This is a genomic window from Tepidimonas charontis, from assembly GCF_007556685.1.
GTDB classification, from domain to species: Bacteria; Pseudomonadota; Gammaproteobacteria; order Burkholderiales; family Burkholderiaceae_C; genus Tepidimonas; species Tepidimonas charontis.
Genome location: NZ_VJON01000035.1, coordinates 1 through 22045 on the forward strand (window position 1 = coordinate 1; position 22045 = coordinate 22045).

A 22045-nucleotide genomic window follows, 5' to 3' on the forward strand; every position below is an offset into this window, starting at 1 on the left:
CACCGAGGCGCGGATGCGCGTGTCTTCGGTGATGCGCCCGGCTTCGTCCAGCGGCACATTGAGGTCGGCACGAATGAACACGCGGCGGCCCGCCACACGGCCGGCCGCGCACAGATCGGCAAAACGCAAGAAAGGCAAAGAGGACATGGAGGACTCCGGGGGGCCAGGGCAAGCGCGCGACCAGCGCGGCGGCCCTGCAGCGGCTGCACGGGCGCGGGTCGCCAGGGATGTACGCCTGGGATTGTAAAAAGGCGGCCCCGGGCACACTGCACGGGTATGCGCTGCGGTGCGCAACGGTGCGTCCGTTGTAACCGCCGATCGGTGTCCCGTACCGTCGGTGCCGGTCGCAGCCGTGCGGCACGCATGTCGCTGGCGGGAAGGCCAAGGCTGTGCGGGCACGGGTGGTCAGCGCGCGGGCCGGCGACGGTTCTGGAAAGGTGGCACGATGGTGAGAATGACGCGATGGATCGCGCTGGGGGCAGGGTTGCTGCTGGCGCTGGTGGCGGCGCTGTGGGCGTTGCGGCCCACGCCAGTGCGCACGGTCACGCTGGCCGAGCGTATGGTGCAGACCTCGGTAGTGGCCACCGGCCGGGTGGCTCCGGTGCGCGAGGCCACCCTGGCCAGCACCCTGACCGGGCGCGTCATCGCCACCCCCGTGGCCGAGGGGACGGCGGTGCGGGCCGGCACCGTCTTGGTGGCATTGCAGGCCGCCGAGTGGCAGGCGGCGCTGGCCCAGGCGCAAGCCCAACGCGCCGAAGCCGAGGCACAGCAACGCGAGGCCGAGCGCCAATGGCAGCGTTAGCGCGAGCTGCAGGCGCAGGGATTTTTGAGCCCGGCGGCGCTCGACGGTGCCGAGCGTGCGCGCGAAGCGGCGCGCCAACGCGTCGAGCAAACCGAAGCGGCCGTGCGGCAGGCGCGCGCACGGCTGGCCGAAACCACCGTGCGTGCGCCAGCCGACGGCGTGGTGCTGACGCGCGCCGTCGAGGTGGGCGTCGCCGTCGTGGTGTACATCACGGCCATCATCAACGGCTTGCAGGCCAATATCATCGACCGCACGCTGTCGGCTCAAGCGCGTGTGGTGTTGCGGCCTGCCGAGCGCATCAACACCCGTGCGTGGCCGAAAGAAGACGGCGTGATCACCCTGGCTGACGTGCGCAAGCGCACCCAGCGTGAAGCCACGATTGCGGACGTGGCCGCCGTACTGGCCACGGTGCGCGCCCTGCCCGGTGTGGTCGCCGCAGCGGCCGTGGCCAGTGGACCGGGGGTGGCGCAGCAGTGCGGTGTGCGCAAGGCGGTGGTGCTGCAGGGGGTGGACTTGCCCTCCTACCAGGCGGTCATTCGGCTGGATGACAAGCTGCGCGCCGGGGTTTTGGCGTTGGCAGCCGGCGAAGCCTTGATCGGCACAGAGCTGGCCGCCGATTTGGGGCTGACGCCGGGCAGCCGGTTGCGCCTGCAGTCGGCCAGCGGCCGGGCGCTGTCGGTGCGGGTGGCGGGGGTGTTGGACTACGGGCTGCAAGACTTGAATCGTCGGCGTGTCTTGCTGCCGCTGCGTCATGCGCAGAGCTTGCTCGGCCACGGTCTGGACGTCAGCTAAATCGACGTCCGCATCGAGCGTTTGTTCGAGGCCGATATCCTCGCGGCCGACCTGCAGCGTCTCACCGGCCTGGCCGCCGACAGCTGGCAGGTGGCCAATGCCCAGCTCGTCACCGCCCTGCGCAGCCAAAGCGCCTCCAGTCTGATGATTCGCGTCTTCGTGACGGTGGCGGTGGCGCTGGGCATCGCCAGTGTGCTGGTGGTCTCGGTGGTGCAGCGCCAGCGGGAGATCGGCATTTTGCGCGCCATGGGCGCCTCGCGCCGGCGCATTTTGGGCGTTTTTTGCTGCAAGGGGCCTTGGTGGGCTTGGGCGGCTCGCTGCTGGGCGCGGGCTTAGGCGGTGCGCTGGCAGCGGTCTTTACCCGCATCGCTCGCAACGCCGATGGCAGCCCGCTGTATCCGGTGGCGTTGGATGCCGAGTTGTTCGTCACCACGGCTTTACTGGCCACGGCGGTGGGCGTGCTGGCGGCGTGGTTGCCAGCGCGCCGTGCCGCTCGCCTCGATCCGGTGGAGGCCATCCGTGGCTGAGGTGCTGCGTCTGCGCGGGGTGCGCAAAGCCTACGGGGGTGGTGCTTCGCCGCGGGTCGAGGTGCTGCACGGCATCGATCTGACGCTGGACGACGGTGACTTCGCCGCGCTGATCGGGCCTTCCGGCTCGGGCAAATCCACCTTGCTCAACCTCATCGGCCTGCTGGAGGCCCCCTCGGCGGGCGAAGTGTGGCTGGCCGGTCAACCGGTCCACGCGGCAAGCGACGCCGTGCGAACCGCGCTGCGCAACCGCTATCTGGGCTTCGTCTTCCAGTTTCACCACTTGCTGCCCGCCTTCAGTGCCGAAGAAAACGTGCTGATGCCGGTGTTGGCCGGGGGCGGGCGCATCGGGGCCGGTGACCGGCAGCGGGCGCGTGCCTTGCTGGAGCGCGTGGGCTTGGCGGCGCACGCGCACAAGCGCCCGGTGCAGCTCTCTGGCGGCCAGCAGCAGCGCGTGGCCATCGTGCGCGCCCTGATGAACCGCCCGCGCCTGGTGTTGGCCGACGAGCCCACCGGCAACCTGGACAGCCAAACGGCACACGAGGTGTTCGCCTTGTTGCGTGAGCTCAATCGCGACGAGGGCACGGCTTTTTTGATCGTCACCCACGACCCTGCGCTGGCGGCGCGCTGCGACCGACGGCTGTCGATCCGCGACGGCCTTCTGCTCGACGGCGCTGGATAAAGTCAATCAATTGCATCAGAACTTTTGATTGGCAAATATCCTTCCGGAGCCCTATCCTATGGATGTCCTCATATCCTTGACAGGAGCCCATCATGGCCCGCTTACGCCGTATCGCCCGCCACCACCGCTACGCCCTCATGAAGACGGGCACCTACTACGTCATGCACATCACGGTCGCTGCCGCCGTGGCCTACGCCGTCACTGGCAACTTTTGGGCGGCACTGACGCTGTCGCTACTGGAGCCAACGGTGCAGGCGGTGGCGTACTTCTTCCACGAGCGCGCTTGGGCACGGGTGTTGACTCGGCGGGCGGCCTCGTCCGGCGCTGCCAATACCTTAACAGCAGCGCCAGCTGCGTAAAAAGGCGCAGCGCGCGAGGCCAAATCCCAGCGGCGGTTCGCACAAGGCCTGCACCACCGCTGGCTTCGACAAGCCACGCCATTACTGCAAAAAGTAAATCCCTGAGTCGCTGCTCGACCGCATGGAACGCTTTGCTGGCTCTACCTCGCACCACAGGGCAACCGCGTCATCGATGCGGATGTGATCGAGGCCCCAGTCGTGCAGGGCATCATTTGGAATGGGTATCGATGTCTTCTTTCGGGGTGTGATGGCATGCCGGCCTTGCCAAAGTTTGCCAAAGTACCTACGCTTGTGCCATGCGCACGATGAACATTTCTCTTCCCGACACCCTGAAGTCCTTCGTGGACGAGCAGGTCCGTCAGCGCGGTTATGGCTCGAGCAGCGAGTACGTCCGCGAGCTGATCCGCAAGGAACAAGAGCGCCTGCATCTGCGCAACCTGTTGCTGGCCGGAGCAACCTCGGCACCGGCGGCACCCGCTGATGCCAGCTACTTCGAAAGCCTGCTTGAGCGGGTGCGCAAGGCCGGCGAGCCCGCTGCCCAGGCGTGAACGCCAAGCCAGTCATCCCACGTGAGCAGGCCAACCGGGATGTGGACGAAGCCGTCACCTACTATCTGAATGAGGCAGGCGACGCCGCGGCACTCGGCTTCATCGATGCGCTGGAAAAGGCCTACGGCCACATCAGCCGCCACCCGGCCACGGGCTCTCCGCGCTACGCCCACGTACTCGACCTACCGGACCTGCGTGCATGGCCGCTGACGCGCTACCCGTACCTCGTGTTTTATGTCGAGCGTCCGGACCACATCGACGTCTGGCGCGTACTGCACGGGCAGCGCGATGTCCCGGCGTGGATGCTGCAACCTGATCCCCTGTGACGACCGCCAACGCCACGGCGCGCCTGCGTATGCGGCCGTGCGGGCAGGCGTCGGCGGGCGTCAATAGGCGGTGGCGGCGCGCGCTGCCTGGTCGTAGCGCCCCGAGAGTTGGCGCAAGGTGCGCGCCACTTCGGCCAAGCGCTGATTTTCTTCGGCGCTGCCGGAAAAACCCGGCATCAAGCAGGCTTCGCGCACGGCGCGGTAACGCAGACACAGGGCATGGCCGGCGTCGGTGGTGGCGTAGAAAACCTCTTTGCCGCGTTTGGCGCCCGACACCAAACCCATCCCTTGCAGTTTGCGTACCGAGTAGGAAACGACGTGGGCGTCTTCGATATTGAGCACGAAGGCGATATCGGACAGGCGCTTGGGCGTGCGGCGGTGGTTGATGTGATGCAGGACCAAGACATCGGTGGGCGTCATGTCCTTGACGCCGGCCGCACCCATGCAGCGAATCAACCACCGGTTGAAGGCGTGCGCCGCGATGATGAGGCCAAACTCGAACTCCGACAGCTGCGGCGACTTTTCCGACACCAAGTGGGCCGAAGAGACGATCGGCTGCTCGGGCGAGGGTGCGTCGGAGGCGACGACAGGGCTGGGATGAGGCATGGGCAGTGGGGTTCGGTGGGGCGAGCCGAGGCACTCGGCAGACGTCGTGACGACGGATGGTGGTGTGATTGTGCCTTTGCCCGATGGCGACTGACACCCTCCTAGGGAAAACCATATATCGATGACGATGAAAAAACGTTGATATTTTGTATGTACGGTGCTATCGTGAACACGCCGCCTGCTGCGACCGGCGGTTTGATCGTCCAACGTCACCAAGGAGAGTCAGATGCGTGCCACCGTTGCTACCTTTGCTGCCGCTGCCACGTTGGCCGCGGCCTCTTTCAGCGCCATGGCGCAGACCAAGTGGGACATGCCCACGGCCTACCCGGCAAGCAACTTCCACACCGTCAATATTGAGACGTTTGCCAAAGATGTGGAGCGTGCCACCGCAGGCCGGCTCACGATCACGGTGCACGACAACGGCTCGCTGTTCAAAGCCAATGAGATCAAGCGCGCGGTGCAAAGCGGCCAGGCGCAGATCGGCGAGGTGCTGATCTCCAACTTCTCCAACGAGAACCCGCTGTTCGGCATCGACTCGATCCCGTTCCTGGCCACCAGCTATGGCGACGCGCGCAAGCTGTGGCAGGCGTCGCGCCCGGCCGTCGAGGCGGCGCTGGACAAGCAGGGTCTGAAGGTGCTGTACGCGGTGCCGTGGCCGCCGCAGGGCATCTTCAGCGCCAAGCCGATCGAGTCGGCCGCCGACCTGCGCGGGGCCAAGTGGCGCGCCTACAACCCCAACACCAGCCGCATCGCGCAGCTGGTCGGCGCGCAGCCGGTGACGATCCAGGCCGCCGAGCTGACGCAGGCGCTGGCCACCGGGGCGGTCAACGCCTTCATGACCTCCGGCGCCACCGGCTACGACAGCAAGGTGTGGGAGCAAGTCAAGTACTACTACGACGTCGCCGCCTGGTTGCCCAAGAATATCGTGATCGTCTCCAAGCGAGCCTTCGAGGCCCTGGACAAGCCGACCCAAGAGGCGGTTTTGAAGGCGGCGGCCGACGCCGAGGCGCGCGGCTGGCGCGAGAGCGAGGAAAAGACCGCCTGGTACCTGGAGCAGCTGCGCAAAAACGGCATGACGGTGAGCAAGGGCTCGCCGCAGCTGCAGGCCGACCTGCGCAAAATCGGCGAGACGATGATCGAGGAGTGGACGCGCCAGGCCGGGGCCGAAGGCGCGGCGGTGCTGGCCATCTACCGCAAGTGACGGCGACGTGCCCGAGCCCGCGATGAAGGCCCTCAACCGCCTGTTCGACCTCGCCGCCTGGCTGGCGGCGGGTTTTCTGATCGGCACGCTGGCGATGGTGCTGCTCGGCATCGCCGGGCGGCTCTGGCCCGCGCTGGCGCTGCCCGGCTCGGACGCCTACGCCGGCTACTGCATGGCCGCAGCGGCGTTCCTGGCGCTGGCGCCGACGCTGCGCCGCGGCGAGCACATCCGCGTGATGCTGGTGCTGCAGCGCCTGCCGGTGCCGGCGCGGCGCGCGGTGGAGCTGGCGGTGCACGCGGTGGGCCTGGCGCTGGCCGGCGGGCTGGCGTGGTTCTCGCTGCGGCTGGTGTGGCAGAGCCACGCCTTCCACGACATCTCCACCGGGCTGGACGCCACGCCGCTGTGGATTCCGCAGCTCGGCATGGCCGCGGGCACGGTGCTGCTGGTGCTGGCGCTGGCGGTGCAGTTCGTCGAACACCTGCGCGGCCAGCCCGCGCCCGCTGCGCCGGGCGACGAGCCCGCGCGCATCGAATGACGCTGCGGGGGACACGGCTATGGATCTGCTCATCACCGGGGTGCTGATCGGCGCCTTGCTGCTGCTGCTGGCGGCCGGGGTCTGGATCGGCCTGGCGCTGATTGGTGTGGCCTGGATCGGCATGGCGCTGTTCACCCAGCGCTCGGTCGGCGACGCGATGGCGCTGACCATCTGGGGCTCGGCCTCGTCGTGGACGCTGACGGCGCTGCCGCTGTTCATCTGGATGGGCGAGATTCTGTTCCGCACCCGGCTGTCGGAGGATTTGTTCCGCGGGCTGGCGCCGTGGCTGCAGCGCCTGCCGGGGCGGCTGCTGCACACCAACATCCTGGGCAGCACGCTGTTTGCGGCGGTGTCGGGCTCGTCGGCGGCCACCTGCGCCACGGTCGGCAAGATGACGCTGCCAGAGCTGCGGCGCCGCGGCTACCCGGATGCGCTGAGCCTGGGCACGCTGGTCGGCGCCAGCACGCTCGGGCTCATGATCCCGCCGTCGATCATCATGATCGTCTACGGCGTGACGGCCGAGGTCTCGATCGCGCGCCTGTTCGTCGGCGGCATCGTGCCGGGGCTGCTGCTGGCGGCGCTCTTCATGGGCTACGTGATCGTGTGGTCGCTGCTGCACCCGCAGGCCATCCCGCCGGAGGCAGAGCGGCTGAGCTTGGCGGACAAGCTGCGCGCCAGCCGCCACCTGCTGCCGGTGCTGCTGCTGATCGGCGGGGTGCTCGGCACCATCTACACCGGGATTGCCACCGCCACCGAGGCGGCGGCGGTCGGCGTCGTGGGCGCGCTGCTGATCGCCGCGGCCCAGCGGGCGCTGACCTGGGCGACGCTGCGCGACAGCCTGCTCGGCGCGGTGCGCATGTATTGCATGATCGCGCTGATCCTGGCCGGCGCGGCGTTCCTGACGCTGGCGATGGGCTACCTCGGCCTGCCGCGCCACGTGGCGACGTGGATCGGCTCGCTGGGGCTGGAGCCGTGGCAGCTCATCGCGGCGCTGACGCTGTTCTTCATTGTGCTGGGCTGCTTCCTGGACGGCATCTCGATCGTCGTGCTGACGATGGGCGTGCTGCTGCCGACCGTGCAGGCCGCCGGGCTGGACCTGATCTGGTTTGGCATCTTCGTCGTGTTGGTGGTGGAGATGGCGCAGATCACGCCGCCGGTGGGCTTCAACCTGTTCGTGCTGCAGGGCATGACCGGGCGGCAGGTGACGGAGCTCGCCCGCCACGCGGCGCCGATGTTCGTCATCATGGTGCTGGCGGTGGTGCTGCTGACCGCCTTTCCGGAGCTGGTGACGTGGCTGCCGCAGCGCATGGCGGGCTGAGCCCGGCGCCGCGCCTGCTGCCGCTGGGCGACGCGGCCTGGACGGTGGAGTTCGGCGCGGCGATCGACCCGGCGCTGCACGCGCGCGTGCTGGCCCTGGAGGCGGCGGTGCGCGCCGCGCAGGCCAGCGGCGCGCCGCCGTGGGACGCGGTGCAGGACGTGGTGCCGACCTTCCGCTCGCTGACCGTGCACTACGACCCGCTCGCCGGGGGCGCCGGTGACGGGGTGGCGCTGGGGCGGGCGCTGCTGCTGCTCGCGCAGCACGCGGGCGCGGCGCCGCCGCGCGGGCGGCGCTGGACGCTGCCGGCGTGCTTCGACGCGGCGCTGGCGCCGGATCTGGCGGCGCTGGCGGCGCGGCAGGGCCTCACCCCCGCCGCGGTGGTGGAGCGGCTGCTCGGCGTGGAGCTGCGCGTGTATCAGATCGGCTTCATGCCGGGCTTTCCCTACATGGGCGGGGTGCCGCCGGCGCTGCAGGTGCCGCGCCTGCCCACGCCGCGCAAGGCGGTGCCTGCGGGCTCGATCGCGCTAGCGGGCGCGATGGCTGCGGTCTACCCGTGGGAAAGCCCCGGCGGCTGGCACCTGGTGGGCCGCACGCCGGCGCCGCTGTGGGACCTGCGCCGCGATCCGCCGGCGCTGCTGGCCAGCGGCGACGTGGTGCGCTGGCGCGCCATCGACGCCGCCGAATACGAGCGACTGCGGCAGGCCGCGCAGCGCGGGGTGCTGGACGTGGCCGCTTGGTGCGACGCGCCGACGGAGGCCGCCGCGTGAGCGCCGCGCTGCAGGTGCTCGACGGCGGCGTCGGCACCACCGTACAGGACCTGGGCCGGCGCGGCCGGCGCCACTGGGGCGTGGCGTTGGCCGGGGCGCTGGACCCGTGGTGGGCGCGCGCCGCCCACGCGCTGCTGGACAACCCGCCCGAGGCGGCGCTGCTGGAGCTGCGCCTGCTGGGGCCGCGCCTGCGCGCGGAAGGCGCCGCGGTGCGCGTCGCGGTGGTGGGCGACGTGGCGGCGACGGTGGAGCGCACCGCCGGCGCGCGGCAGCCGTTGCCCGGCTGGTGCAGCGTCACGCTGCAGCCCGGCGACGCGCTGCGCCTGGGGGCGGTACAGGGGCTGGCCTACGTGGCGGTGGCGGGCGGCCTCGACGTGCCGCTGGTGCTGGGCAGCCGTGCCACGCACGAGCGCACCGCGATGGGTGGGCTGCAGGGCCGCGCCCTGCGCGTCGGCGACCGGCTGCCGTGCGCCGCGGCGGACGCCGACCCCGGCGTCGAACGCCGCGCCGACCCCTTGCCGGACGACGACGGCCCGATCCGCGTCCTCTGGGGCCCGCAGGACGACCACTTCACCCCGGCGGCGCGTGCGCTTTTCGTGCAGGCCGACTGGCGCCTCACGCCGGAGCGCGACCGCATGGGCATGCGGCTCGTGGGCCCGGCGCTGGAGCACTTGACCCCTGCGCACGCGGACATCGTCTCCGACGGCGTGGCACCCGGCGCGATCCAGGTGCCCGCCAGCGGCCAGCCGATCGTGCTGCTGGCCGACGCGCAGACCGTGGGCGGCTACCCGAAGATCGCCACCGTCATCCAGGCCGACCTGGGCCGGCTGGCGCGTTGGCCGGCGGCGCGGCCGCTGCGCTTCTTGGCCGTGACGCTGGAGCAGGCGCGGGTGGCGTTGCACGCGCGCCGGGACGCCTGGGCCGCGTGGGCCGCGCGGCGGCAGGCGTGGCGCCCGCCCGGCTATCTGGACGAGGCGCGGCTGTACGGCGCCAACCTGATCAGCGGCGTGCTGCGCGCCGCGCTCGACGACGCCCCGTGGGCGGGGCTGGAGGAAGGTGAATGACCCCCCGAACCCCTTGCGTGGACCTGAACGCCGATCTGGGCGAGAGCTTTGGCGCCTGGACGATGGGCGACGACGAGGCGCTGCTGGCCATCGTCGGACGCGCCAACGTCGCCTGCGGCTTCCACGCCGGCGACCCGCTGGTGATGTGCCGCACCGTGCGCCGGGCGCGCGAGCGCGGCGTGGCCATCGGCGCGCACCCGGGCTTTCCGGATCTGCAGGGCTTTGGCCGCCGGCGCATGGACTTGGAGCCCGAGGAACTGCAGGCGCTGCTGATCGTTCAGATCGGCGCGCTGGCCGGCGTGTGCCGCGCCGAAGGGGCGCGGCTCGCGCACGTCAAGCCGCACGGCGCGCTCAACAACATGGCCTGCGCCGACGAGGCGCTGGCGCGCACCGTGGTGCAGGCGGTGCGCGCGTTCGACCCCGCGCTGCCGCTGCTGGCGCCGGCGTGCTCGGCGCTGGAGCGCGCGGCGCTCGCGCTGGGCCAGCCGGTGCTGCGCGAGGTGTTCGCCGACCGCGCCTACCAGGACGACGGCCAGCTCGTGCCCCGCCGCGAGCCGGGCGCCGTGCTGCACGACCCGGACGAGGCGGTGGCGCACGTGCTGGCGATGCTGCAGGCCGGCGGCCTGGTCACCCGCGGCGGGCGCGTGCTGCCGACCCCGATCGACAGCGTCTGCGTGCACGGCGACGGGCCGCAGGCGGTGCAGACCGCGCGCCGGCTGCGCGAGGCGCTGGCGCAGCGCGGCTGGCTGGCGAGCGCCGCCGGCGCCGTCGTGGCATGATGCGCGCCATGCGGGCCGCCGCCCGCCAAGGAGGGCCGAACGCAATGACCAACCCCGCGCTTGCCACCCCGACGCGCCGCCGCTGGCTGGCGTGGGCCGCGGCCGCGCCGCTGGCCGCCGCGCTGCCCGGCTGCGGCTACAACGAGTTCCAGCGCCTGGACGAGGAGGTGCGCGCCGCCTGGGCCGAGGTGCTCAACCAGTACCAGCGCCGCGCCGACCTGGTGCCCAATCTGGTGGCCACCGTGCAGGGCGAGGCCAACTTCGAGCGCGAGACGCTGACACGCGTCATCGAGGCGCGCGCGCGTGCCACCGCGATCCAGGTCACGCCCGAGATGCTGCAGGATCCGCAGGCGCTGCAGCGCTTCCAGGCCGCGCAGGGGGAGCTGGGCGGCGCGCTGGCGCGCCTGCTGGCGGTGGCCGAGCAGTACCCGAATCTGAAGGCCAACCAGGGCTTCGCCGACCTGCGCGTGCAGCTGGAAGGCACCGAAAACCGCATCGCCGTGGCGCGCAACCGCTACATCCAGGCGGTGCAGCGCTACAACACGCTGGCGCGCAGCTTCCCGACCAACCTGACGGCCAAGGTGTTCGGCTACGCGCCCAAGCCGGGCTTTGCCCCCGCCGACGAGGCGACGCTGGCGCAGCCGCCGAAGGTGGAATTCCCGGCCACGCCGGGGCGCTGAGGGGCGCGGGCGTGCCTGCCGCCGCCGGATCCCCGCGCGCCGTGGCCGGCGTGGCCCCGAGTGAGGGTCCGCGCGGGCACGGCGGCCGCCGCCTCGCGTGGCGGGCGTGGGTCTGGCTGATGCTGTTGCTGGCGTGGGCATCGCCGGCGCTCGCGCAGGCCCTGCAGCCGGTGCCGGCGCTGACCGCCCGCGTGATGGACCTGACCGGCACGCTCAGCGCCGAGCAGCGCGCGGCGCTGGAGGCGCGGCTGGCGGCCTTCGAGCGCGAGCGCGGCAGCCAAGTGGTGGTGCTGCTGGTGCCGACCACCGCGCCGGAGGACATCACCGACTACACGCAGCGCGTCGGCGATGCGTGGAAGATCGGCCGGCGCGACGTCGGCGACGGCGTGCTGCTGGTGGTGGCCAAGGACGACCGCCGCGTGCGCATCGCCACCACCAAGGCGGTGGAGGGTGCGCTGCCGGACCTGCTGGCCAGCCGCATCATCGAGCGCGCCATCGTGCCGCACTTCCGCCAGGGCGACTTCTACGGCGGGCTGCAGGCCGGCGTCGAGCAGATCCTGGCCGCGCTGGCCGGCGAGGCGCTGCCGCTGCCCGAAGCAGCCGCGGCCCGCCCCGGCGCGGGCGACGGCCCCGACGTCGAGAGCGCGCTGGTGTTTGCGTTCTTCGCCGTGCCGGTCATCGCCACCGTCACGCGCGCGCTGCTCGGGCGCGTGCTGGGGGCGGCGGCCACGGCGGGGCTCGCGGGCCTGGTCGGCGCCGGGCTGGGGCTGTCGGCGGGCTGGCTGGTGCTGCTGGTGCTGGGGGCGTTTGTGCTGGCCCTGTCGGGTGTTGCGGTCGGCCGCGGCGAGATCCGCGTCTGCGTCGAGGCCAGCCTGCCGCTGCGCTGGCTGTGGCCGCCGGCGGGCGACGAGGCGCTGGCGGCGCGCGTGCGCGAGCGGGCGCTGGCCTGGTTCGGCCGCCTGCGCGTCTGGGACACCGAGGACAACGCCGGCGTGCTGATCTACCTGCTGCTGGCCGAGCGCGCCATCGAGATCGTCGCCGACCGCGGGCTGGCGCGCCGCGTGCCGCCGGCCGAGTGGGCGGCGGTCGTCGATGGCCTGCAGGCCGCGCTGTGTGCCGAACGGCCGGAGGCCGGGCTGGCCGCCGCGATCGACGCGGTGGACCGGTGGCTGCGGTATCACTTCCCGTCCGCATCGGATCGCCCCAATCCGAACGAATTGCCGGATGGCGTCGTGCGCGTCTGAAGCGGGCCGCCCGGTTTGTGCCATACTGAAGCGGTCTGCCGCAAACCGGAGCCCCCCATGCCCACCCCCGACGCCGCCTCCGACACGGGTGACGTGTTCGTCTGGGACACGACGCTGCTGACCGGTCTGGACGAAGTCGATGCCCAGCACCACCACCTGGTGGATCTGTTCAACACGCTCAACCGCGCGATGTTCCACGGCCGCGCGCTGAGCCCGGACCAGCAGCAGCGCATCTTCGACGAGCTGATCGCCTATGCGCGCCAGCATTTCGAGGACAAGGAGCGCCTGATGGCCGATGCCGGCGTGGATGTGCGCCACCGCGAGCTGCACGCGCGCCTGCACCACGAGTTCGTCGAGCAGGTGCGCTCGATGTGGGACGCGCGCGGCCACCTGCGCCAGCCCGGCGACACGCTGATGGGCTTTCTGACCTCGTGGCTGGGACTGCACATCATGGGGGTGGACCAGTCGATGGCGCGGCAGATGGCGCGCATCCGCGCCGGCGCCGACCCGGCCGAGGCCTGGGCGCAGGAGGAGGACCCGCTGGACCGCCGCGTGGCCAACCTGCTGCGCATGGTCGGCCAGCTCTACCACGTGCTGGCGGCGCAGAACCAGGATCTGCTGGAGGCCAACGCGCGGCTGGAGCAGCGCGTGCGCGAGCGCACCGCCGAGCTGGAGGCGGCCAACCGGCGGCTGGAGGCGTTCTCGCGCATCGACGGGTTGCTCGGCATCGCCAACCGTGGCTATTTCGACGAACGCCTGCGCGAGGAGATCGCGCGCCACACGCGGCAGGCGCGGCCGCTGGCGGTCGTGATGTTCGACGTGGACCACTTCAAGCGCTACAACAACCGCTACGGCCACCAAGCCGGCGACGCCTGTTTGCAGGCGGTGGCGCGGGCGCTCAAAGGCGAGGTCTATCGCGCCCCCGACCTGCTGGCCCGCTACGGCGGCGAGGAGCTGGTCGCCTTGCTGGTCGACACCGACGCCGGCGGTGCGCGCGTGGTCGCCGAGCGCGCCGTGGCCGCGGTGCGGGCGCTGGCGCTGCCCCATGCCGATTCCCCCACGGCGCCGGTGGTGACGGTCAGCGCCGGGGTGGGGAGCATGGTGCCCCACGCACCCGACGACGGCCCGCGCCTGCTGCGCCAAGCCGACGCCGCTCTGTATGCGGCCAAGCAGGCCGGTCGCAACCGCGCGATGGTGGCCTCGGGCGGCGGCGAGGTTGATCCGACCCGCACGTCATGAGCATTGGCTCGCGGCCTGAACGCCTGAACTTGTCCGTCACCAGCGGCATCACCGGCCTGTCCATCGTGCAGGTGGTGCGCGCTGCCATGCCGTGGTTGCTGGTGTTGTTGCTGTTCCTGATGCTGGTCACCTACATCCCGGCGTTGAGCTTGGCGTTGCCCAACGCGTTGTTCGGCGCCTGAACCGCGGCCATGCGTGGCCCCCCAAGGCTCCTACAATGAGGGTCATGGCCGCCCGGGTTCGACGCCGTCGAAGCGGCGGCACGCCGTTGGTCCGGAGAATCTGCACCATGACCGAATCCCCGTCGGACAAAGGCGCGCAGCTCAAGCGCGCCGCGCTCGACTACCACGAATACCCTACGCCCGGCAAAATGGCGATTGCCGCCACCAAGCCGTTGTCGAACCAGCGTGATCTGGCGCTGGCATATTCGCCCGGGGTGGCCGCCCCGTGCGAGGAAATCGTCGCCGACCCCGCCAACGCCTTTCGATATACCGGTCGCGGCAACCTGGTGGCCGTCATCACTAACGGCACCGCGGTGCTGGGGCTGGGCGACATCGGCCCGCTGGCGGCCAAGCCGGTGATGGAAGGCAAGGCGGTGCTGTTCAAGAAGTTCGCCGGCATCGACGTCTTCGACATCGAGATCAACGAAAAAGACCCGGATCGGCTGGTCGACATCATCGCCGCGCTGGAGCCCACCTTCGGCGGCGTCAATCTGGAAGATATCAAGGCGCCGGATTGCTTCTACGTCGAGCGCAAGCTGCGCGAGCGCATGAAGATCCCGGTGTTTCACGACGACCAGCACGGCACCGCGATCGTCGTCGGTGCGGCCATCCTCAATGGCCTGAAGGTCGTCGGCAAGGATTTGAAGCAGGTCAAGCTGGTGACCAGCGGGGCGGGGGCGGCGGCGCTGGCCTGCTTGAATCTGCTGGTCAAGCTCGGTTTGCCGCGCGAGCACATCTGGGTCACCGATCTGGCCGGCGTGGTCTACGAAGGCCGCACCGAGCTGATGGACCCGGACAAAGCGCAGTTCGCACAAAAAACCGAGGCGCGCACGCTGGCCGAGGTGATTGCGGGCGCCGACGTGTTCCTGGGACTGTCGGCCGGGGGGGTGCTCAAGCCCGAGATGGTGGCCCGGATGGCGCCACGCCCGCTGATTTTGGCGCTGGCCAATCCGACGCCGGAGATCCTGCCGGAGCAGGTGCGGGCGGTGCGCGACGACGCAGTGATGGCCACCGGGCGCAGCGACTATCCCAACCAGGTCAACAACGTCTTGTGCTTTCCGTACATTTTTCGCGGTGCGCTGGACTGTGGCGCCACCACCATCACCGACGAGATGGAAATTGCGGCGGTGCACGCCATTGCCGAGCTGGCCCAGGCCGAGCAAAGCGAGGTGGTGGCACAGGCCTACGCCGGTGAGAAACTGGCCTTCGGGCCCGAGTATTTGATCCCCAAGCCGTTCGACCCACGGCTGATGATGCGCATTGCGCCGGCGGTGGCGCAAGCTGCTGCACGCAGTGGGGTGGCCACCCGCCCCATTGCCGATTTGGATGCCTACCGCGAGCGGCTGCAGAGCTTCGTCTTTGCCTCCGGCACGCTGATGAAGCCGGTGTACGCCATCGCCAAGCAGGCGCGCTACAAATCGATTGCCTACGCCGAGGGCGAGGAAGAGCGCGTGCTGCGCGCGGCGCAGGTGGTGGTGGACGAGGGGTTGGCGCGGCCGGTGCTGATCGGCCGTCCGGCGGTGATCGCGCAGCGTATCGCCAAGTTCGGCCTGCGCCTGAAGGAAGGGCAGGACTACGACGTGGTCAACGTCGAACACGACCACCGTTACCGCACCTTCTGGCAGGAATATCACCAGCTGATGGAGCGCCGCGGCGTGACCGAGCAGTTGGCCAAGATCGAAATGCGCCGGCGTCTGACGCTCATCGGTGCGATGCTGTTGCGCCACGGCGATGTGCATGGCCTCATCTGCGGCACGTGGGGCACCGCGGCCATGCATCTGAACTACATCGATCAGGTCATCGGCAAGCGGCCGACGGCGCATACCTACGCCGCCATGAACGCCATTTTGCTGCCTGGGCGGCAAGTCTTTTTGGTGGACACCCACATCAACTACGACCCGAGCGCCGAGCAACTGGCCGAAATCACGCAGATGGCTGCGCGCAAGATCATGCGCTTCGGCATCACGCCCAAGGCGGCGCTGTTGTCGCACTCCAACTTCGGCTCCTCGGACCACCCCAGCGCCGTCAAGATGCGACAGGTGCTGGCCCTGTTGCGCGAGCAGGCACCCTGGCTGGAAGTGGACGGCGAGATGCACGGCGATGTGGCGCTGGACGCGCAGATGCGTCAGGCCATCATGCCGCGCAGCACCCTCAGCGGCGCAGCCAATCTGCTGGTCTGCCCCAACATCGACGCCGCCAACATCGCCTACAACCTCCTCAAAACCGCTGCCGGCGGCAACATCGCCATCGGCCCGATGCTGCTGGGGGTGGCCAAGCCGGTGCACATCCTCACCGCCAGCGCCACGGTTCGGCGTATCGTCAACATGACGGCGCTCACGGTGGCCGAGGCCAACGTGGGCCCACGCGCGGTGGGCGCCCAAGGCAGCGAGGAGGCCGACGGGGCGCGTGTGGGGTGAGGGGCGCTGGCGACGCGGTGGTTTTTTCGGATCCCAAGACACAAGATCACCGCGCTGTCAAGATCTTGCAATTCGGCCCCGCTTGGGGCACACTTGCGCCCTTGATTTCAGGGTAAACCCCAAGAGAGGATTGGGTGTGCATGGGTGAGCGCGGTGCGGCTAGGGCCGTTGGGATGCGAATCTGGCGGCATCTTCGCACCGGGCTGTCGGCAGTGGCCCTGTGGGCTCTGGCCGCGCTGTGGGTGGGGGGGTTGGCGTGGGCGCGCAGCGACCCGCCGGCTGACCGAGGCGCAGCCATCGCCGAGGTCGCGCTCGCCGACTTGCCGCGCGAGGCGCGCGCCGTCATGCAACTGATCCGCCAAGGGGGGCCTTTTCCGTACGACAAGGACGGCACGGTGTTCTTCAACCGCGAGCGATTGCTGCCCGCCCACAAGCGCGGCTACTACCGCGAATATACGGTGCCCACGCCGGGGTTGCGGCACCGTGGCGCTCGCCGCATCGTGTGCGGCGGTTGGGAGCCCACCGCGCCCGACGTGTGTTACTACACGGCCGACCACTATGCGAGCTTTCGCCGCATCGTGCCGTGAGGTGACGCCGTGCACGCTTTTTTCTCGTTTTCCGTTTGACGCCATGACCACCGAACAGCCCCTGCGCAACGTTCGCTCCAACATCGTTCAGTCTATTCGCGCCTACACGGTCAGCGGTCTGCAAAGCGCTGCCGAGGCGTTGGGCCACCACTTCCTGTATGCCAACCTGGCCACGGCGCAGAACAAGCAAGACATCCTCGAACTGATCTCGACCCAGTTTCAGCTGCCGCCGCACAACGGCAAGAATCTGGATGCACTGTACGACTGCCTGACCGACACCGTCTACAAATCGGGCCCGCAGACCGGCTTCGTCGTGGTGCTGGAGCACATCCCCACCAGCCCCAAATTCGACAAGGAAGCGCGCGAGCAGCTGCTCGACGTGTTTCGCGACGTGGCCGATTTCTGGGCCGAGCGCAAAGTGCCGTTCCGTTGTTTCTACTCGTTTTCGGTGGCGCGCGCGCCCAAGCCGGCCGAGTTGGCAACCAGTGATGAGCCGTTGCTGACCGACAAGCTGGTGGACGTGAGTCCGCAGGCGCTGCGCATGAGCAGCCCATTCAACGCCGGCTACTGGCTCAGCGCGGCGTAAGCGCCGGCGCACTCCACCCTGGCAAGGCTCCGGGTGGCGGTGGGTGGTGGCACGTCGCACCGTGCCGCGCTGGCGGCGGCGTCGGCCGCCGTTCGTGCCCAAGCGTGTCCCAACCGCCGATTGCGGTCGTTCGTCAGCCACGGGGCTCGGACCCCGTGCCCACGGCCTGGGCCAGCGCCACGTACTCGGCCACCGAAACCTCCTCGGCGCGGCGCTGCAGGTCGAACCCGCCATCGTAGTCGTGCTGAGCCAACCAAGGCCCCAAGGTGTGGCGCAACAACTTGCGCCGCTGCGAAAAGGCCACTTGCACCAAGGCCTGCAGCCGGGTGACGTCCACCGCTGCGGGCTCCGTCCACGGCTGCATACGCACCACGGCGCTGTCGACGCGGGGCGGCGGCTCGAAGGCCGTCGGCGGCACGTCCAATACCGACTCCATGGCGTAGCGCCACTGCAACACCACGCTCAGCCGCCCGTAGGCCGCAGTGCCGGGAGCGGCCACCATGCGCTGCACCACCTCTTTTTGCAGCATGAAGTGCTGGTCGCGCACATGGTCGGCCCAGCGCAACAGATGAAACAAAATCGGGGTGGAGATGTTGTAGGGCAGATTGCCCACCACGCGCAGCACCCGTCGTGGCCGCTGCGGCGTGGTTGGAGTTGGGGGGCTGGCTGCGTGTACCGGCTGGGGGGCAGGCCGCGTGTCCACGGCGCGCGGCGCGCCCGGGCAACGCTCACTCAAGGCGCCGAAGTCCACCGTCAGCACATCCGCCTCGACCACCTCCAGCGTCGCGAGGCGACGCAGGCGCGCGGCCAAGTCACGGTCGAGTTCGACGACGGTCAGCCGACCCAGTCGGTCGATCAACGGTTGTGTCAGGGCTCCCAGGCCGGGGCCGATTTCGACCACGCAGTCGCCCGGCTCGGGGTCGATGGCGCGCACGATGGCATCGATGACCGCAGGGTCGCTGAGGAAATGTTGGCCGAAGCGCTTGCGGGCGCGGTGGCCGTCGGTCAGAGGCGGGCGGTGCGGCTTCACTGCGGGGGCTCGCGCTGCTCGATGAAGGCGCGTGCACGCTGCTCGCGCACGAGCTCCTGTATCGCTTCATCGGCCTTGCGTTGGCGCAGCACCGCACGCACGGCCTCGCGCTGCTCGCGCGCGCTGCGCTCGACGCGGCGGCGCTCCAGCACCTCGATCAGGTGCACCCCGAAGCGCGTGACCACCGGCGCCGAGACGCTGCCAACGGGCAGCGCGTCCATGGCTTGCTCGAATTCCGGCACGAACAGCCCGGGGCTGGCCCAGCCCAGCAGGCCGCCGTCGCGTGCCGAGCCGTCCTCGCTGACCTCGCGCGCGGCGGCTTCGAACGTGATCTGTCCACTGACGATACGCTCGCGCAGGGCCCGCAGGCGCTCGCTGGCGGCACGCTGCGCGGCCTCGTCGCTGGCCCGCAGCAGGATGTGGCGCACGCGCGTTTGCGTCACCACCGGGTCGGGCCAGTCGGCCGCGCGCCGCGTCAGCACCTGCAGCACGTGAAACCCGGCGCCGCTGCGCAAGGGCCCAACGATGTCGCCGCTGCGTGCGGCGCGCACCGCCTCCCAAAATAGGGTCGGGTAACGGTCGGCGGTGCGCAAACCGAGCCGCCCCCCTTGGGCAGCCTCCGGCGCGCGCGAGTACTGGCGTGCCAGCGCGGCGAAATCCTCACCGGCGCGCGCCCGCCGTGTCACGTCCTCGGCCAAGGCGCGCGCGCGTGCTTCGTCCTCGGCCCGGGCGTTCTCCGGCACCGGAATCAGCACGTGCGCCAGTTCGAGCACGGTGCGCGCCGGGTCGTTGCCTTCTTGCTGCTCGCGCAGCGCGGCATCGATGTCGGCTTCGGTGACGCGCACGCGAGCTGCTTCGCGCTCGCGCAGGCGCTGCAGCAACAGTTCGTTGCGCAGATTGTCGCGAAAGGTCGTCACCGTCAGCCCGGCGCTGGGCAGGCGCTCGCGCAGCTGCGCCACCGTCAAGCCGTTGCGCCGCGCGACTTCGGCCTCGGCCGCATCGACGGCGCTGTCTTCCACCCGCAGACCGCTCTCGCGCGCCCACTGCAGCAGTACCCGCTCGTCGATCAGGCGCTCCAGCACCCGCTGCGGCAGCGCGGCGCGCTCGGCGGCAGGCAAGTCGGCGGGCAGGTTCAGTTCGGCCAGCCGGCGGCGCACGTCGCTCAAGGTGATTGGCTCGCCGTTGATCAAGACGACGACATAGTCCGCCGTGGCCGCGGCGGCCGTGCGCGGTTGCGCGGCAACCGGCGCTGAGGTCAGTAGCATGGCGGCGGCCAGCGCAGCGGCGACGGCAGCGGCAATGGGGGTGGACTTATTCATAACGTTCGAAACGGCTGGGCGGATTGACGTCTTCGCGCAGGTAGCGGTAGCGCGGGATGTGCGCGCGCAGCGCCTGCAGCGCGTTGGTGCCCAGGCGCGAAAAGCCAGAAAACTCCAGCTGGAACAGCGCGCGCTGGCTGGCGCTGCTGGCGCTGAGCTGTTGGCGCTCCAGCACCACGCGCGCCAGCCAGCAGCCCGCATCGTATTCGAAGCCGGCCACCAGGTCGATGAGGCGCCGGTCGGTGAAGCTGTAGTTGACGCGGCCAACGCCGTACCATTGCTGCGGCCCCAGTGCCTGGCCGGGGCGCGGCGTCAGGGGGCGGTCGCCCCACAGCGCGGCCAGCGGCCACTGCCACGCCAAGTCGAGCTGCTGGCTGCGCGTGACGGTGGTTTCGTTGTTGCGGTAGGCCACATGGAAGGTGCGGTACGGCCCGGGCTGGTAGCGTGCCGACAGCACCGTGCGCACCGAAGTGCGGCGGGCGGTGTTGTACTGCCACGTGCCACTGGCGCTCCAGGTCGGGGTCAAGGCCACGCTGGCGCCGATGAGCACGTCACTGCGCCCTTCGGCCGCACTGCCTTCGTTGGGCAGTGTGACGCGCTGCTCACTCAGGCGCAGGCGCTGCGCCAGCCCCACCGTGAGCAGCTCGCGTCCATCGGCGCTGTCGTACAGCCGGCTCGTCACGCCGTAGGTCAGCGCGCGCAAATCGGCGATGCGGTCGTTGCCACCATACGGATTGGGCGAAAAGATGGTGGCCAAGTTGAAGTCGTAGGCGGCGCTGTCGTACACCGGCAACAGGCGCTGGTCGCGATACGGTGTGGCCGCCAGCAAGACGCGCGGCTCCAGCGTTTGTGCCACCGCGCGCCCGAACAGCCGGGTGTTGCGCTCGAAGGTCAGGCCGCTGTCCAGCGCCAGCGTCGGCAAGGCGTAGCTGGCGCTGCGCCGCCCGTCGCCCAGCGGCTGCTCGAAAGCATAGTGGCGCAGGTGCCAGCGCAGGCTGGGCTCGATATAGCCCCACGGCGCCTCCCAGCGCCGGCCCAAGCGTACGGTGCCCAGGGTGCGCGTGGCACCGAGATCGGTGCGTTGATCGCCAAGGCTGATGCCATCCCACACGGTGGGGCGGCGCCGGGTGGTAAAGCGCGTGGCCTCGACATCGGCGCGCAGCTGCCACGCCTCATCGTCCAGGCGGGGCGCCCAACGCAGCGCCAGCGACGGCAGCCGGTCGTATGGCGCCACGATCTGCTCGCTTTGAATCGATGTCAGGCTGGCTGCCGCGCCCAGGGTCTGCCAGCGCTGCGCCAGCACGCTGTAGCTCCAGGCGCCGTGCCCGCCGCTGAGCGCGACGTGGTTGTCCAGCAAGCGTTGCGACAGATGGGTGATGACGCTGGTGCGCGGAAAGTCGCGCCAGTAGTCGTCGTCGCTGACGCGGTTGAGGTGAAGTCGCAGGCCCGCTCCAGGCAGCCATGCCGAAGTCGGCAGGGCGTGCTGGTGCTGCAGCGCGTAAGCCCAGCGATCGCGGTCACGCAGGCGGTCACTCGGCATCCAGGCCGCGCGCAGCTGACCAGCGTAAGTCGGCTCCAGATAGCGGTATTCGCCGCCCAGGTCGAGACCGCGCCGTGTCATCAGCGTTGGGTACAGCGTCGCGTCGCGGTTGGGGGCCAGGTTGAAGTAATACGGTAGCGTGGTCTCCAAGCCGCTGCGGTTGTCCAGGTTGAGGGTGGGCGGCAACACCCCGCTCTTGCGCGCATCCGATAGCGGAAAACTGATCCACGGAGCAGCCAGCACGGTCACGCCCTGAAATTCAAGCCGCCCGGCCCGCGCTTCGCCATTGTTGGCCCCCTGGTCGAACAACACTTCGTCGGCGGTGACGGCCCATGCCGGCGTCCAAGGGCCACTGGCCGGGCGTGTGCAGGTGCTGTAGCGCACGTCGTAGGCCACGGCGCGCTGCTCATCCAGAAAAACCACCCGACTGGCTTCGCCCTGGCCGCCGTTGCGCAAAAAGGCAAATCGCACCGTGTCGAACTGGCCGGCAAAGGTGTCGAGTTGCAGGCTCAGGCGTTCGCCCTCGAAGACGTTGCCGGCGCGTACCACGCGGACCTGCCCTTCGGCCGTCGCTCGGTCGGTGCGGGCATCGTGCGTCAAGCGCTCGGCCCGCAACAGCACGTCGTGCCGCCGCAGTACGGCCTGCCCTTGCACCACCGTCGTGCCGTCCACCTGTCCGTGGATGCGCGCACCCTCCACCACCGCCGGCACTTGCCCGCGCACTGCCGGCGGCAGCGCCTCCTCCAGCGCCAGCGACGGCTGCAACGCCAGCGACTGCGCTGCTGCCCACGGCGCCAGGGTGGCCGCCAACGCCCCCGCCAGCCGCGAGGGGCGCACGGCACCGGGCCTGGCGCGGGCCGCAACGCCGGAGGGCAT

Annotated in this window: 23 protein-coding genes and 2 pseudogenes; 20 read left to right on the forward strand and 5 right to left on the reverse strand. The window is 70.2% G+C overall.

The window, feature by feature from the left end; all coding sequences use genetic code 11:
- The coding region (gene pgk, locus Tchar_RS09915) for a phosphoglycerate kinase (protein WP_144328904.1) at positions 1-138 on the reverse strand (138 nt) is incomplete at its 3' end.
- A gap of 316 nt (positions 139-454) precedes the next feature.
- On the opposite strand from pgk, the gene Tchar_RS09920 reads away from it, so the two are divergent.
- The 7 genes and pseudogenes from Tchar_RS09920 (at position 455) to Tchar_RS09955 (ending at position 4036) form a co-directional block, all read left to right on the forward strand.
- Complete coding sequence (locus Tchar_RS09920; protein ID WP_161595498.1) at positions 455-802, forward strand: biotin/lipoyl-binding protein; 348 nt, start codon at positions 455-457, stop codon at positions 800-802.
- Positions 803-826: 24 nt separating this feature from the next.
- Positions 827-1594: an ABC transporter permease gene (locus tag Tchar_RS09925; RefSeq protein ID WP_161595499.1), complete on the forward strand. Its 768-nt coding sequence runs from the start codon at positions 827-829 to the stop codon at positions 1592-1594.
- 144 nt (positions 1595-1738) lie between these two features.
- Positions 1739-2121 (forward strand): annotated as a pseudogene (locus Tchar_RS14270) (ABC transporter permease).
- Complete coding sequence (locus Tchar_RS09940) at positions 2114-2803, forward strand: ABC transporter ATP-binding protein (RefSeq protein ID WP_144328882.1); 690 nt, start codon at positions 2114-2116, stop codon at positions 2801-2803. Before Tchar_RS14270 ends, Tchar_RS09940 begins: the two are co-directional and overlap by 8 nt.
- 92 nt (positions 2804-2895) lie before the next feature.
- Positions 2896-3162, forward strand: coding sequence for a DUF2061 domain-containing protein (locus Tchar_RS09945; protein ID WP_144328883.1), 267 nt, complete (start codon positions 2896-2898; stop codon positions 3160-3162).
- A 296-nt stretch (positions 3163-3458) separates the two neighbouring features.
- Complete coding sequence (locus Tchar_RS09950; protein WP_144328884.1) at positions 3459-3710, forward strand: type II toxin-antitoxin system ParD family antitoxin; 252 nt, start codon at positions 3459-3461, stop codon at positions 3708-3710.
- Positions 3707-4036, forward strand: a complete 330-nt coding sequence (locus Tchar_RS09955) for a type II toxin-antitoxin system RelE/ParE family toxin (RefSeq protein ID WP_144328885.1) — start codon at positions 3707-3709, stop codon at positions 4034-4036. Before Tchar_RS09950 ends, Tchar_RS09955 begins: the two co-directional genes overlap by 4 nt.
- A 60-nt stretch (positions 4037-4096) precedes the next feature.
- Here the strand turns inward: Tchar_RS09955 and Tchar_RS09960 are convergent, their stop codons facing one another.
- Positions 4097-4642, reverse strand: coding sequence for a winged helix DNA-binding protein (locus Tchar_RS09960; protein ID WP_144328886.1), 546 nt, complete (start codon positions 4640-4642; stop codon positions 4097-4099).
- 226 nt (positions 4643-4868) lie between these two features.
- Here Tchar_RS09960 and Tchar_RS09965 point away from each other — a divergent pair, with 226 nt between their 5' ends.
- The 13 genes and pseudogenes from Tchar_RS09965 to Tchar_RS10025 form a co-directional block, all read left to right on the forward strand.
- Positions 4869-5843 carry a TRAP transporter substrate-binding protein gene (locus Tchar_RS09965; RefSeq protein ID WP_144328887.1) on the forward strand — a complete coding sequence of 325 codons (975 nt, stop codon included), beginning with the start codon at positions 4869-4871 and terminating at the stop codon, positions 5841-5843.
- A gap of 22 nt (positions 5844-5865) precedes the next feature.
- Positions 5866-6378 carry a TRAP transporter small permease gene (locus Tchar_RS09970; protein ID WP_143969281.1) on the forward strand — a complete coding sequence of 171 codons (513 nt, stop codon included), beginning with the start codon at positions 5866-5868 and terminating at the stop codon, positions 6376-6378.
- 19 nt (positions 6379-6397) lie between these two features.
- On the forward strand, positions 6398-7696 hold the full coding sequence (locus Tchar_RS09975) for a TRAP transporter large permease (RefSeq protein WP_144328888.1): 1299 nt from the start codon (positions 6398-6400) through the stop codon (positions 7694-7696).
- Entirely contained in the window at positions 7669-8463 is a 795-nt protein-coding gene (locus tag Tchar_RS09980) for a 5-oxoprolinase subunit B family protein (protein WP_201739349.1), read from the forward strand. Before Tchar_RS09975 ends, Tchar_RS09980 begins: the two co-directional genes overlap by 28 nt.
- Positions 8460-9527: a 5-oxoprolinase subunit C family protein gene (locus tag Tchar_RS09985; protein WP_144328889.1), complete on the forward strand. Its 1068-nt coding sequence runs from the start codon at positions 8460-8462 to the stop codon at positions 9525-9527. Before Tchar_RS09980 ends, Tchar_RS09985 begins: the two co-directional genes overlap by 4 nt.
- Positions 9524-10306, forward strand: coding sequence for a LamB/YcsF family protein (locus Tchar_RS09990; protein ID WP_143969284.1), 783 nt, complete (start codon positions 9524-9526; stop codon positions 10304-10306). Before Tchar_RS09985 ends, Tchar_RS09990 begins: the two co-directional genes overlap by 4 nt.
- 44 nt (positions 10307-10350) lie before the next feature.
- Complete coding sequence (locus tag Tchar_RS09995; protein WP_143969285.1) at positions 10351-10986, forward strand: LemA family protein; 636 nt, start codon at positions 10351-10353, stop codon at positions 10984-10986.
- 11 nt (positions 10987-10997) lie between these two features.
- Entirely contained in the window at positions 10998-12230 is a 1233-nt protein-coding gene (locus Tchar_RS13835) for a TPM domain-containing protein (protein ID WP_236640418.1), read from the forward strand.
- A gap of 57 nt (positions 12231-12287) precedes the next feature.
- Positions 12288-13469, forward strand: a complete 1182-nt coding sequence (locus Tchar_RS10005) for a GGDEF domain-containing protein (protein ID WP_144328890.1) — start codon at positions 12288-12290, stop codon at positions 13467-13469.
- The gene (locus Tchar_RS10010) at positions 13466-13651 is read left to right on the forward strand and encodes a hypothetical protein (RefSeq protein ID WP_201739350.1); all 186 of its coding nucleotides are present in this window, start codon (positions 13466-13468) and stop codon (positions 13649-13651) included. The genes Tchar_RS10005 and Tchar_RS10010 overlap by 4 nt, the downstream gene beginning before the upstream one ends.
- 107 nt (positions 13652-13758) lie before the next feature.
- The gene (locus Tchar_RS10015) at positions 13759-16107 is read left to right on the forward strand and encodes an NADP-dependent malic enzyme (protein ID WP_144328891.1); all 2349 of its coding nucleotides are present in this window, start codon (positions 13759-13761) and stop codon (positions 16105-16107) included.
- Positions 16108-16280: 173 nt separating this feature from the next.
- Entirely contained in the window at positions 16281-16694 is a 414-nt protein-coding gene (locus tag Tchar_RS10020; protein ID WP_144328892.1) for a ribonuclease domain-containing protein, read from the forward strand.
- Between the two features lie 43 nt (positions 16695-16737).
- A pseudogene (locus Tchar_RS10025) lies at positions 16738-17139 on the forward strand (barstar family protein); the annotation flags it as partial.
- A gap of 274 nt (positions 17140-17413) precedes the next feature.
- On the opposite strand, the gene Tchar_RS10030 reads toward Tchar_RS10025, so the two are convergent.
- Genes Tchar_RS10030 through Tchar_RS10040 form a run of 3 tightly spaced genes read right to left on the reverse strand, consistent with a single transcriptional unit; the run spans position 17414 to position 22045 of the window.
- Positions 17414-18310 carry a ribosomal RNA small subunit methyltransferase A gene (locus Tchar_RS10030; RefSeq protein WP_236640419.1) on the reverse strand — a complete coding sequence of 299 codons (897 nt, stop codon included), beginning with the start codon at positions 18308-18310 and terminating at the stop codon, positions 17414-17416.
- Positions 18307-19629, reverse strand: a complete 1323-nt coding sequence (locus Tchar_RS10035) for a peptidylprolyl isomerase (RefSeq protein ID WP_144328894.1) — start codon at positions 19627-19629, stop codon at positions 18307-18309. The genes Tchar_RS10030 and Tchar_RS10035 overlap by 4 nt, the downstream gene beginning before the upstream one ends.
- Complete coding sequence (locus tag Tchar_RS10040; RefSeq protein WP_144328895.1) at positions 19622-22045, reverse strand: LPS-assembly protein LptD; 2424 nt, start codon at positions 22043-22045, stop codon at positions 19622-19624. Before Tchar_RS10040 ends, Tchar_RS10035 begins: the two co-directional genes overlap by 8 nt.